Genomic DNA, 12366 nt, shown 5'->3' with positions numbered 1-12366 from the left:
CCGGCATGCCGGGCTTTTTTATGCCTACCGTATTCCAGTGACGCTTATTGAATCAGGGCCAACTTCTTTAATAGTGCTTTAGCATGCCGATACTCAAGCTCATCCTGCAATGCATTCCAAGAGCTAGCAGGTCCCTTGGGCATTAAACGATTTAAACGCCTGGCAGATTCTGCTTGCTTGGCTTTTGATACCTTGAGTTGAGAGAGTAGCTCGTCAGCCAAATCAGGTCGGTTGCAAATCAATACTGCATCACATCCAGCGTCGAGTGCCATTTCAGCGCCCTTAACCACGGAGCCTGCAACACTAGCACCCTCCATTGACAGATCATCACTAAAGATTACCCCTTCAAATCCCAACTCTTGACGAAGAATAGAATGTAACCAAATCTTAGAAAATCCAGCTGGATGCTTATCCACCTTGGGATAGATCACATGGGCTGGCATCACTGCTGCCAAACTCAGATCGAGCCACTCATAAGGTTTAGCGTCTGCATTCAAGATTTGCTTGAGTGAGCGCTCATCTACCGGAATAGCTACATGCGAGTCAGCCTCAGCCCAACCGTGACCCGGAAAGTGTTTGCCGCAATTAGCCATACCGGCTAAACGCAAGCCCTCATTGAGACTTTTCGCCAATGCAAAAACAAGTTGTGGATCGCGGCTAAAGGAGCGATCACCGATCACCTCACTGCGACCAAAATCTAAATCCAACACTGGCGTAAAACTGAAATCCACACCACAGGCACGAAGTTCGGCGGCCAAGATATAACCACAGGCAGTTGCTGCAGCCATTGCTATCGCAGCCGATTCAGCGGCGTGGGTCGATTTATTTTTCTTCTCCCAGAGTTCACCAAGCTTGCGCATTGCAGGTAAATGAGTAAAGTCGTCAGACCTGCAGCGCTGCACTCTTCCGCCCTCGTGATCAATGGAGATTAAAACGTCAGGGCGTAACTTCTTAATATCGGCAGTTAGTTTGGTCAGTTGCTTGCGATTAGCGAAGTTTCTGCCAAACAAAATAACGCCGCCAGTAAGCGGGTGACTGATACGGCGTCGATCCTCGGCTTTCAGCTCTAAACCTAAGACATCTAATGTGATGGGGCCTGGTTGCATTTTTGCTTTAGTCATGTACCTTCTTTCAATTCTACTTTTGCGTCACAATCACAAAGGCAATCGCCATCTCTTTTTCATCGCTTACTGTGACTTGAGCTTCCCAGTTTTTCTCAGTCATAAATTGAGCGAGTACGCCCAAATAGGATGTCACCGGTTTACCGCTCGGCTCATTAAGCGTTTGCAAAAGACGCCAGGTCATTGGCATTCGCATTCCTAGTCCAATGGCTTTCGAAAATGCCTCTTTGGCTGCAAAGCGGGTGGCCAAGAAAGCAATGCCACGCTGATGATTGCGAGCCAGCCGCTGTCGAAAGACCACCATCTCATCTGGCCCTAAGATCTTTTCAGCCAAACGACCTTGCGTGCGCTCATAAGCGGCCTCTAAACGCTGAATCTGCAGAATGTCAGTGCCAATACCAATAATCATGCATGACCCGTCTGCGCTTGAGCCCTACCCTGTTGCATTAGGGTCTGCATATCCTTAATCGCGCGCTCCCAACCTTTAAATACTGCCTCAGCCACAATGGCATGGCCAATATTTAACTCAGAGAGCTCAAGCAGCGCAGCAATGGGCGATACATTACTTTCGTTCAGGCCATGACCCGCATTGACCCGAAGTCCTAAACTTTTTGCAAATTGCGCCGCACGCTCAATGCGCACTAATTCTTGTGCTTGCTCACCATCACTGAGATTGGCATAGCGCCCAGTGTGAAGCTCCACTACCGTTGCACCCAGCTCTTTTGCCGCCGACAATTGCTTTTCTTCTGGGTCAATGAATAAGGACACCCGAATCCCCGCATCTTGTAGTTGCGCAGTAGCCGCTTTTACTATGGAGAAATAATTCACTACATCCAAGCCACCCTCAGTGGTAACTTCTTCGCGCTTCTCAGGCACTAGGCACACGTCATGGGGCTTTACTTTACAAGCAATTGCCAGCATCTCAGGGGTGACAGCACACTCTAAATTCATGCGCGTCTTGATCAATGGGCGGATTGCAAATAAGTCCGCATCTTTAATATGACGGCGATCTTCACGTAAATGTAAAGTAATCACATCTGCCCCATACTCCTCCGCCAGCATCGCCGCCTTGAGAGGGCTGGGATAAACAGTGCCCCGCGCATTTCTAAGGGTCGCTACGTGATCTATATTGATACCAAGCTCAATTACTGATGGAGTATTCATCTTGCTAGATTACTAGATTTTCTTCAAATCAATCAGGATTTGTCGGGTGGTAAGGACTTGATCTTGCAAATGGAGTCCAAGCAAGAAGCGCATTAACTGCTTGCTCTCTGAAAGCGTTTCCGGATCAGAAAAATCTCCCAGCGCAATTGCTAATAAGGAGCGGCCCATCAAAACGGGCCAATGGCCTGGATCATCCGCTTGGATAGGGCGCACGCCTCGCTCAGGTTGATAAACATAGCGCTCCTTGGCAATCGGGGCTTCATTGGTTTCAACACAGTAATCTAAAGCGGCGGCATAACCTGTTTCTTGTAAGAGGGTTAATTCAAAGGGGCGTAAGATTTCTTCTAGACCCTTGGATTCAAACTCTAAGTTAGAGAGCGCAGTGATGGTATCTAGGTAATGATCGTAGAGCGTTTCATATTGATCTTCGCGCGCCAAGAACTTGACAAGCAATTCATTTAAATAAAAGCCGCACAGCAGAGCATCGCCAACTAAGGAAGGCACTCCCCCAACCCATTCGGATTTAGTCAGCGTACGTAACTCGGATTTGCCACTCCAAGAGACTAGCAAAGGCTGAAATCGTTGAAGTACTGGCCGGAGAGTAGAGTGGGGTCGTTTAGCGCCTTTAGCAATTAAAGCCATGCGGCCATGCTGGCGCGTAAACACATCCAGAATCAGGCTGGTTTCTTTATAGGGAATGCTATGCAATACAAAAGCGGGTTCGTCAGCGACACGAAGATACGCCATAGCTATTTATTCCAAACCCTGCGCCCGAAGTTCGGCTCGGTCGTCAGCCCAACCGCGCTTGACCTTAATCCAAGTCTCCAAAAAGACTTTGCCATCAAATAATTTTTCCATATCAATTCGTGCATCAGTGGATATTTTCTTGAGGCGTTCACCCTTTTGACCGATGATCATCGCCTTGTGGCTATCGCGATCTACCAAGATGGTTGCAGCAATGCGGCGCATCTTGCCATCCATCTTAAATTGGTCGATCACAACTGTGCTGGTGTAAGGCAACTCTTCACCGGTGAAGCGGAAGACTTTCTCACGCAATATCTCTGCGGCCATAAAGCGCTCACTGCGGTCAGTCAGGGTATCGCCATCGTAGACTGCTTCAGCCTCAGGTAAGTACCCTTCTAAAACATCCAAAAGTCGCTCAATATCTCCAGGACTCTTTGCGCTCATGGGCACGATTTCTTTGAACTCGCACTTGTTTTGATCTTCACGTCCGCCTAATTCATTCCAAGGCTGACTCATTTTTTTCATGAAATCCAATAAGGCCTGATCACGCTCGCCAGGAGTCTGAAAGCGACTATTAAACAAATCTAGTTTATTTAGCACCAAAACGATGGGCAGATCATCAGGCAATAAACGCAGTACCTTTACGTCATCATCACCAAAATAGCCCGCCTCAACCACAAAGCAGGCCACATTGACATCCTGCAAGGCTGTTGTCACCGTACGGTTCAAGGCCTTATTGAGGGTGTTGAGTAAACGCGTTTGAAAGCCTGGTGTATCAATAAAAATAAATTGGGCCTCCTCGCGATTCTGAATACCCAAAATACGATGACGTGTGGTTTGCGCCTTGCGTGACGTAATACTAATTTTTTGACCAACCAGCGCGTTCAGCAAAGTCGACTTGCCCATATTAGGGCGCCCAACGATCGCAATTGTGCCGCATCTAAACATGATTAGCCCTTCAGCTTAAGATTTAACTGCTCTTCGGTTACTTCTTTTTGCGCTGCCTTCTTCTTGGCGGAGCGCGTCTTCTTAGGTTTACGGGATTCCTGAGGTAAAGCTTTTAGCACCGCCGTCAGGGCGAGCTTGGCGGCCGCTTGTTCAGCCGCTCGACGCGATGCACCCCCACCTTTTACTTCGATTTTTAAACTCGTAATCAGGCACTCGACTTCAAACTGCTGATTGTGGGCAGCGCCTGTCGTGCCTGTAACGTTGTAAGTAGGAAGCGGTAATTGAAAACTTTGCAAACACTCTTGCAGCAACGTTTTATCGTCCTTACCTAAAGTCTTGGGATCGACATGGGCCAAGATAATGGAATAGAGTTTGCGTAAACACGTTTTAGCAGCATCAAAGCCACCATCCAAAAAAATAGCGCCAGTCACTGCCTCTAAGGTATCAGCCAAAATGGAAGGACGACGAAAGCCGCCGCTTTTGAGCTCGCCTTCACCCAGGTGCAGATAGTCAGACAGGGAGAGTGTTTGGGCGATTTCATATAAAGCTTGCTGCTTCACTAAATTTGCGCGCACCCTAGAAAGATCACCCTCATCTAAATCAGGGTAACGCTCGTAGAGCATTTCCGCCACTACGCAGTTCAGAATAGAGTCACCTAAAAACTCCAAGCGCTCATTATTCTTTTTACTATGACTGCGATGCGTTAAGGCCTGATTTAAGAGTTCAATTTTTTTGAACGTATAGCCCAAGCGCTCTTGGAGTGGGTTGGTGCCGATGACGGCGCGGGCGTTCATGAGCTTATTCGAAGCCGCCAATGCGGCCAAGATTACCTAAATTGAGCCACACAAAGAATGCTCTGCCAACGATATTTTTATCAGGCACAAACCCCCAGTAACGCGAGTCAGCACTATTGTCGCGGTTGTCACCCATTGCAAAATAGTGGCCCGCTGGTACTTTGCAAGTTAAACCCGCATTTTGATATTGGCAATTTTCAAATCCGGGAAAACGCTCGGTAGGAAAATTCCCTGCAGGGCGATCAGGATCATTCAGAATCTCATGCTGTAAGCCACCCAAGTCTGCAGGGAAGGCCTCTGTAAACCGTTTCGCATAGCGCATATTTTCAGGATCAAGATAGGGTTGTCCGCCGCTGTACTGAAGGGGTTGGCCATTAATTGTTAAGCGTTTATCTTGATACTGAACCACATCGCCTGGCAGCGCGACTATGCGCTTGATGTAATCCACCGACTCATCGCGCGGGTAGCGAAACACCACTACGTCACCTCTTTTTGGCGAGCCAAGATCGACTACTTTTTGATTAATCACCGGCAATCGAATTCCATAAGTGAACTTATTCACCAAAATGAAATCACCGATCTGCAACGTGGGGATCATCGATCCGGAGGGAATTTTGAAGGGCTCAACAATAAAAGAGCGCAAGACAAAGACAGCGCAAATTACTGGGAAAAATCCAGCCGTATATTCAAGCCATAAGGGCATCCGCTCGATACCAGAGAGGCGTCGTTGGGGGGCAAAATACAAGCGATCCGCAACCCAAGCAATACCAGAAATAATTACTAGAATAAAAAGAATGAGTGCAAAGTTCATTAATCATCAACCTGTAAAATAGCCAAGAACGCTTCTTGTGGAATCTCCACATTGCCTACCTGCTTCATGCGCTTCTTGCCTTCTTTTTGCTTCTCTAGCAACTTGCGCTTACGAGAAATATCCCCACCGTAGCATTTAGCCAAGACGTTTTTACGTAAGGCCTTCACATTCTCACGTGCAACGATATTGCTACCAATCGCAGCTTGAATGGCGACGTCAAACATTTGACGGGGAATGATGCCGCGCATTTTAGCGACGACTTCACGTCCTCGATGCTGACTATTGCTTCGGTGCACAATGACGGACAGCGCATCAACGCGCTCGTTATTAATCAAGATATCTACCTTCACCACATCAGCTGGACGGTATTCTAAAAACTCATAATCCATCGAAGCGTAACCGCGCGAGATCGACTTCAAGCGGTCAAAGAAATCCATCACGATTTCAGCCATGGGTAATTCATAAGTGAGCTTTACTTGACGGCCGAGATAATTCATATCCGTCTGAATACCGCGCTTGCCTACACATAAGGTAATGATGGACCCCACATACTCTTGCGGCATGTAGAGGTTGACTGTCACAATCGGCTCCAAGATCGTATCAACCTTACTTACTTCAGGCATCTTGGAAGGGTTATCCACCATCAAGATCGTGCCGTCAGATTGTGCGACTTGATACACCACGGTGGGAGCAGTCGTAATCAGATTCATGCCATATTGACGCTCTAAACGTTCTTGCACAATCTCCATATGCAACAACCCTAGGAAACCACACCGAAATCCAAACCCGAGCGCCTGTGATACTTCCGGTTCATACAGCAAGGAAGCATCGTTAAGTTTTAATTTCTCAAGAGATTCGCGCAATTGATCGTATTCATTCGCTTCAACCGGATAGAGTCCAGCAAATACTTGGGATTTCACTTCCTTAAATCCGGGTAAGGGCTCAGACGCAGGAGTGCGGCCCTGTTGACCTGTAGCGTGAGTCACTGTGTCGCCCACTTTGGCTGCTTTTAATTCCTTAATGCCCGCAATGATGAAGCCCACTTGCCCAGCGCTGAGTTCGGGTCTATCCACCGACTTAGGGCTAAAGACACCCACATGTTCGACAAGGTGAGTTGAGCCATTTGCCATCAAAGTAATTTTGTCTTTAGGCTTTAAGGTGCCATTGAAGACGCGCACCAACATCACCACACCAACATAATTATCAAACCACGAATCCACTATCAAGGCTTGCAGCGGCTCTGTAGCGCTGCCCGTTGGAGGGGGCACGCGCTTGATCATTTCTTCAATGACATCGATGACGCCAAGCCCAGTCTTAGCGGAACAGGTCATGGCGTCTGTGGCATCAATGCCGATCACATCTTCAATTTCTTGTTTGGCGCGCTCGGGATCAGCTTGCGGTAAATCGATCTTATTGAGAATAGGCACTACTTCAACGCCTAATTCGATAGCGGTGTAGCAGTTAGCTACGGTTTGTGCCTCGACGCCTTGACTAGCGTCCACTACCAATAAAGCACCCTCACAAGCTGATAAGGAGCGACTTACTTCATAAGAGAAGTCGACGTGCCCCGGGGTATCAATGAGGTTGAGGTTATAGACCTTGCCATCTTTGGCTTTGTAATTTAAGGCCGCCGTTTGGGCTTTGATGGTAATGCCGCGCTCACGTTCGATATCCATCGAATCAAGCACCTGAGCCTCCATCTCCCGATCTGAGAGTCCGCCACAGAGTTGAATAATTCGGTCGGCCAAGGTCGATTTACCGTGGTCGATGTGGGCGATGATAGAGAAATTACGAATTAAATCCATGGCGTCTTATTTGGTCACTCAAAAAACGCCTTATCAGAACACACCACAATGATGCGCTGCAAAAAGCCGTCTTATGGTGATTGTAATGGTTAGCGCCAAATTGGCGCTGAACCCGCTTTTTTGCCAATAGAATGCTGTTTTTACTTATTTCAGCTTTATGGGAATAACCAGTGTGCTGTCAGCCCGACGGATAAATATAGGCACCGACTTGCCGGCATCTAAGCCCTTCAAAAGGGCCTCAAACTGCTTTACCCCAGTAATATCGTTATCCGCTAAGCGAATAATGACATCCCCAGGACGAATTCCAGCCCTTTCTAATGGGCCATCATTCAAACTCACTACCTCAACCCCATTGCGGATATTAAGCTCTCTCTTTTTAAGGTCGGAAACTTCATTCACCGTCACCCCAAGAATGCTTCCTGAAGCAGGATTTGCGCTTAACTGCTCTGGTTTTTTGCTGCTGGCGTGCGCTGTGGCATCAGCGTCGATTACCACTACGGTTAAATCACGGCTTGCCCCTTTACGCCAAACCTGGAGATTGGCGCTCGATCCGGGCTTGGTTTCTCCAACCAGTCTTGGCAGATCGGTAGATTTGGCAATATCGCGGCCGTTAAAACTCAAAATGACATCGCCGGACTCAACACCCCCAAGAGCAGCTGGACCACCTGGCTCAACATTACGAACATAAGCGCCACGTGGTTTGCCCAATCCCAAGCTTTCAGCCACCTCTTTAGTCATGTCACCCAAAGCAACTCCAATGCGACCCCGCGTCATTTTGCCGTTGCTACGGAGCTGATCCGCCACCCTCATCGCCTCGTCAATAGGAATTGCAAATGAGATGCCCATATACCCACCAGAGCGGCTGAATATTTGTGAATTAATGCCGACGACCTGTCCGGCAGTATTAACTAAGGGACCGCCGGAGTTGCCAGGATTGACCGCCACGTCAGTCTGAATAAAGGGCAAGTAATCGCCAGTATCCCGGCTCTTAGCCGAAACAATACCCGCTGTCACCGTGTTATCGAGACCAAAGGGAGACCCAATGGCAAGCACCCACTCACCTACCCTGAGCTTAGATGAGTCGCCTAAAGGTAATCGAGGTAAGTCACGGGCTTCAATTTTGATGACAGCCACGTCAGTGCGCTTATCCATACCAAGTAACTTGGCCTTGAATTCCCGCTTATCGGTCAGCATGACATAAATGGTGTTGGCGCCCTCAACGACATGGGCATTCGTGAGAATCAGACCATTCGATTCCATAATGAAGCCAGAGCCCACACCCCGATCGGCTTCTTGCGGTTTAGCGTTATTTTGCGGTGTTTGGCGCGAACCATTGGGAATGCCTGGGATAGGAACCCCAAAGAAGCGTCGAAAGAATTCAGCTTGATCTTCTGGAATGCCCGGAATACCACCTTGGGCTTGCTGCACCATGACCTTTTCAGTGGTTCGAATATTGACTACCGCTGGACTGGCCCGCTCCACTAAATCCGCAAAGTCAGGAATAGCCACTCTAGGTGACTGCGCTAAGGCTGAAGAAATAAAAACAGCCTGTCCCAAACTAACAATAGTAAGAAGCGAAATAAGGTGCTTTTTCATGATTCTGCTGGTCTGCTTGGTCAAAACCACTCCGTCAAATTAAGGGGTAACTTAATGAGGATATTAGCTCAACCGGGAAAAAATCAGGGTGCCGTTAGTACCCCCAAAACCGAAATTGTTTTTGACGGCATGGTCAATCTTGACATCCCTTGCGGTGTTGGCGCAATAGTCCAAGTCACATTCGGGATCTTGATTAAAGATGTTAATCGTGGGGGGTGATTTTTGGTGATGCAAAGCCAAGACGGTAAAGACAGATTCCAAACCACCAGCGCCACCTAGAAGATGACCCGTCATCGACTTAGTGGAATTCACTAGAACCTTCTTCGCGTGATCCCCTAAGGCCGCTTTAATTGCGCCAGTTTCGTTCTTGTCGCCTAACGGCGTAGAAGTTCCATGGGCATTGATGTAATCAATTTGATCTGCATTGAGGCCGGCATCACGCATCGCATTCAACATACAACGGCGAGGGCCGTCCATGCTTGGTGCGGTCATATGATAAGCATCACCACTCATACCAAAGCCAAGCAATTCGCAATAGATCTTTGCGCCGCGCGCTTTGGCATGTTCATACTCTTCAATAACCAATACCCCAGCTCCTTCACCCAAGACAAAGCCATCGCGATCTCTATCCCAAGGACGAGAAGCGGTAGCGGGATCATCATTACGGGTTGAGAGCGCACGGGCAGAGGCAAAGCCGCCGATTCCGAGAGCGGAGATCGTCGATTCAGAGCCGCCAGCCACCATGACATCAGCATCGCCATACTGAATCAAGCGCGCTGCTAAACCAATACTGTGCAAACCAGTCGTACAAGCCGTCACTGCAGCAACGTTAGGTCCTTTCAGACCAAACAAAATACTGAGGTGCCCAGAAATCATATTAATGATGGAGCCAGGCACAAAGAAAGGTGAAATCCGACGAGGTCCGCGCGCCAATAATTCTGCGCCGGTTTCCTCGATCATTGGCAAACCGCCAATACCCGAACCCACCATGACACCAACTCGCTCCGCATTCTCTTCGGTAACCTGCAAGCCACTATCAAGCAGGGCTTGAGCACCAGCAGCTATGCCATAGTGGATAAAGGTATCCATATGGCGCGCTTCTTTGGCGGAGACATATTCTTCGACATTGAAATCCTTCACTTCTCCAGCAAAATGCACGCTCAGAGCGGAGTGGTCGAATTTGGTGACGGTAGCAATACCAGATTTACCCTCGAGCAAATTAGCCCAAGCAGTATCAACTGAATTGCCAACAGGTGAGATAAGACCTAAGCCGGTAACAACTACCCGGCGTCGGCCATTTAACGCAGACACTGTACTAATAAGGCCGGGGAATTAACCCTGAGCTTTAGACGTGGCGAAATCGATAGCGAGCTGAACGGTAGTAATTTTTTCAGCTTCTTCATCCGGAATTTCAATTCCGAATTCATCTTCTAAAGCCATTACCAGTTCAACTGTGTCAAGAGAGTCTGCACCTAGGTCATTTACAAAAGAAGATTCATTTTTGATATCTGCTTCTGCGACGCCCAATTGCTCAGCGACGATTTTCTTAACGCGTTGTTCGATGTTATCCATTAATTGCCCCAAGGGTTGTAAAAAAACAATTGACAGATTTTATCAGTTAAGCAGACTAAAACAGCAAATCTGCAAAAAAATGATGAAATCCCTGTGTACTTTTAGGCCAGATAGAGTCCGCCATTGACATGTAAGGTGTTTCCAGTGATATATCCGGCTGCTGGAGAGGCCAAAAACGCCACTGCCTGAGCAACATCTTCTGGGCTACCGAGGCGCGCCAAGGGAATATTCGCCTTTAAGGCGGTTTGCTGCTCCTCGCTCAAAGCGCGGGTCATATCTGTATCAATAAAGCCGGGGGCGACGCAGTTAACGGTGATGTTTCTGCTGCCGATTTCGCGGGCTAAGGCGCGGGTCATTCCAGTCACACCTGCTTTGGCAGCAGCATAATTCGCCTGCCCAGGGTTACCCATGTGGCCCACAATCGACGTAATGTTAATAATGCGACCGCTACGCGCCTTCATCATCGGACGCATCACTGCCTGCGATAAGCGAAAAACTGCACTTAGATTGGTATCAATGACATCAGACCACTCATCTGATTTCATGCGCATCGAGAGTTGATCACGGGTAATGCCCGCGTTATTCACCAGGATCTGAATTCCGCCAAACTCTTTCACGATCAAATCAATGATGTCCTCACAGGCTTTGGAATCCGTTACATTTAAGGCTAAACCACGACCACCATTGGCCTGCAAACGCTCATTAATCGCTTTTGCACCGTCATCTGAGGTGGCTGTACCGATGACCTTGGCACCACAAGCCATTAGCTCATCTGCAATTGCCCGGCCAATACCGCGCGATGCGCCAGTAACCAAGGCAATTTGTCCGCTCAAGTCGATATTCATGTTTTTTCTTTCCTCAGGGCTTAATTAACTTAACTCTGCCAAAGCAGCATTCAGACTAGCTTCATCAAAAATAGGGATGCCCGTAACTTGCGGATTAATGCGCTTGGTCAAACCCGCTAATACCTTGCCCGGGCCACACTCCGCCACTTGGGTTATACCTTGATGCGCCATGGCATTAATTGTTTCTTGCCAGCGTACAGGACTGGCCGCTTGCCTGACTAAGGCATCTTTAATAGCTACCGGATCAAATAGACTAGTGACATCCACATTGTTAATAACAGCGATAGTGGGAGATTTGAATTCAATATCCCCCAAGTACTCTTTAAGCTTTTCGGAGGCAGGCTGCAGCAATGAAGAATGAAACGGTGCTGAGACTGGTAAGGGTAAAGCCCGCTTGGCACCTGCCGCCTTTAATAACTCACAAGCTTTCGTAACGGCTTGGCTAGAACCCGCAATTACCACTTGACCAGGGGCGTTAAAGTTCACCGCTTCAACCACTTCCCCGGCTTCAAGAGCAGCTTGTGCGCACACGGTTTGGACGATCTCATCTTCCAAGCCCAAAATTGCCGCCATGCCACCGGTTCCGATGGGGACTGCATTTTGCATCGCTTCAGCGCGAAAACGGACTAAGGGCACTGCGTCTTTGAAGGCAATCACTCCCGCAGCAACTAAGGCGGAATACTCACCCAAACTATGGCCGGCCATGACCGTAGGAAGCACACCGCCAGAAGCCAACCAAGCTCGATAAAACGCAATTGCCGCAGTCAACATCACGGGCTGAGTATTGGTAGTTAAGGCCAAGACTTCGGCAGGACCCTCGGCAATGAGTTTGCCGATATCTTCTCCCAAGGCTTCAGAAGCCTCTTGCAAAGTTGCGCGCACTTCAGGTCGCCCCTCGATCGTGCTGAGCATACCGATGGATTGCGAACCTTGTCCTGGAAATACAAATGCAAATGTCATGGGATT

13 protein-coding genes are annotated in these 12366 nt (G+C 48.5%); all 13 read right to left on the bottom strand.

Going from position 1 to position 12366, the window contains the following annotated elements:
- Positions 1-44: 44 nt before the first annotated feature.
- On the bottom strand, positions 45-1121 hold the full coding sequence (gene nagZ, locus CP950_RS02615) for a beta-N-acetylhexosaminidase (protein ID WP_096672279.1): 1077 nt from the start codon (positions 1119-1121) through the stop codon (positions 45-47).
- 16 nt (positions 1122-1137) lie between these two features.
- Positions 1138-1530, bottom strand: a complete 393-nt coding sequence (acpS, locus tag CP950_RS02610) for a holo-ACP synthase (RefSeq protein ID WP_096672278.1) — start codon at positions 1528-1530, stop codon at positions 1138-1140.
- Positions 1527-2285 (bottom strand): pyridoxine 5'-phosphate synthase, encoded by a 759-nt coding sequence (locus CP950_RS02605; protein ID WP_096672277.1) that lies wholly within the window; start codon positions 2283-2285, stop codon positions 1527-1529. The genes acpS and CP950_RS02605 overlap by 4 nt, the downstream gene beginning before the upstream one ends.
- Before the next feature lie 12 nt (positions 2286-2297).
- Positions 2298-3032, bottom strand: coding sequence for a DNA repair protein RecO (gene recO / locus CP950_RS02600; RefSeq protein WP_096672276.1), 735 nt, complete (start codon positions 3030-3032; stop codon positions 2298-2300).
- 6 nt (positions 3033-3038) lie between these two features.
- A complete protein-coding gene (gene era, locus CP950_RS02595) occupies positions 3039-3977 on the bottom strand; it encodes a GTPase Era (RefSeq protein WP_096672275.1) in 939 nt (312 codons plus the stop codon).
- Positions 3978-3979: 2 nt separating this feature from the next.
- Positions 3980-4753: a ribonuclease III gene (rnc, locus tag CP950_RS02590; RefSeq protein WP_207760194.1), complete on the bottom strand. Its 774-nt coding sequence runs from the start codon at positions 4751-4753 to the stop codon at positions 3980-3982.
- A gap of 22 nt (positions 4754-4775) precedes the next feature.
- Positions 4776-5582 (bottom strand): signal peptidase I, encoded by an 807-nt coding sequence (gene lepB, locus CP950_RS02585; RefSeq protein ID WP_096672273.1) that lies wholly within the window; start codon positions 5580-5582, stop codon positions 4776-4778.
- The gene (lepA, locus tag CP950_RS02580) at positions 5582-7387 is read right to left on the bottom strand and encodes a translation elongation factor 4 (RefSeq protein WP_096672272.1); all 1806 of its coding nucleotides are present in this window, start codon (positions 7385-7387) and stop codon (positions 5582-5584) included. Before lepA ends, lepB begins: the two co-directional genes overlap by 1 nt.
- A gap of 144 nt (positions 7388-7531) precedes the next feature.
- Positions 7532-8983, bottom strand: a complete 1452-nt coding sequence (locus CP950_RS02575) for a DegQ family serine endoprotease (RefSeq protein ID WP_096672271.1) — start codon at positions 8981-8983, stop codon at positions 7532-7534.
- Positions 8984-9046: 63 nt separating this feature from the next.
- Positions 9047-10294: a beta-ketoacyl-ACP synthase II gene (gene fabF, locus CP950_RS02570; protein ID WP_096672270.1), complete on the bottom strand. Its 1248-nt coding sequence runs from the start codon at positions 10292-10294 to the stop codon at positions 9047-9049.
- A gap of 21 nt (positions 10295-10315) precedes the next feature.
- Complete coding sequence (acpP, locus tag CP950_RS02565; protein WP_096672269.1) at positions 10316-10555, bottom strand: acyl carrier protein; 240 nt, start codon at positions 10553-10555, stop codon at positions 10316-10318.
- A 101-nt stretch (positions 10556-10656) separates the two neighbouring features.
- Positions 10657-11400 carry a 3-oxoacyl-ACP reductase FabG gene (gene fabG / locus CP950_RS02560; protein WP_096672268.1) on the bottom strand — a complete coding sequence of 248 codons (744 nt, stop codon included), beginning with the start codon at positions 11398-11400 and terminating at the stop codon, positions 10657-10659.
- 24 nt (positions 11401-11424) lie between these two features.
- Positions 11425-12360, bottom strand: a complete 936-nt coding sequence (fabD, locus tag CP950_RS02555) for an ACP S-malonyltransferase (protein ID WP_096672267.1) — start codon at positions 12358-12360, stop codon at positions 11425-11427.
- Positions 12361-12366: the final 6 nt, after the last annotated feature.

The organism is Polynucleobacter meluiroseus (genome assembly GCF_900205755.1).
Taxonomy (GTDB): domain Bacteria; phylum Pseudomonadota; class Gammaproteobacteria; order Burkholderiales; family Burkholderiaceae; genus Polynucleobacter; species Polynucleobacter meluiroseus.
Note: the sequence above shows the minus strand (reverse complement) of the source record. Positions and strands in the feature narration are given on the sequence as shown.

Bases quoted from the DNA above. Each gene is read 5' to 3' on its own strand.
- nagZ (WP_096672279.1), bottom strand. From the start codon at position 1,121: ATGACTAAAGCAAAAATGCAACCAGGCCCCATCACATTAGATGTCTTA.
- acpS (WP_096672278.1), bottom strand. From the start codon at position 1,530: ATGATTATTGGTATTGGCACTGACATTCTGCAGATTCAGCGTTTAGAG.
- CP950_RS02605 (WP_096672277.1), bottom strand. From the start codon at position 2,285: ATGAATACTCCATCAGTAATTGAGCTTGGTATCAATATAGATCACGTA.
- recO (WP_096672276.1), bottom strand. From the start codon at position 3,032: ATGGCGTATCTTCGTGTCGCTGACGAACCCGCTTTTGTATTGCATAGC.
- era (WP_096672275.1), bottom strand. From the start codon at position 3,977: ATGTTTAGATGCGGCACAATTGCGATCGTTGGGCGCCCTAATATGGGC.
- lepB (WP_096672273.1), bottom strand. From the start codon at position 5,582: ATGAACTTTGCACTCATTCTTTTTATTCTAGTAATTATTTCTGGTATT.
- lepA (WP_096672272.1), bottom strand. From the start codon at position 7,387: ATGGATTTAATTCGTAATTTCTCTATCATCGCCCACATCGACCACGGT.
- CP950_RS02575 (WP_096672271.1), bottom strand. From the start codon at position 8,983: ATGAAAAAGCACCTTATTTCGCTTCTTACTATTGTTAGTTTGGGACAG.
- acpP (WP_096672269.1), bottom strand. From the start codon at position 10,555: ATGGATAACATCGAACAACGCGTTAAGAAAATCGTCGCTGAGCAATTG.
- fabG (WP_096672268.1), bottom strand. From the start codon at position 11,400: ATGAATATCGACTTGAGCGGACAAATTGCCTTGGTTACTGGCGCATCG.
- fabD (WP_096672267.1), bottom strand. From the start codon at position 12,360: ATGACATTTGCATTTGTATTTCCAGGACAAGGTTCGCAATCCATCGGT.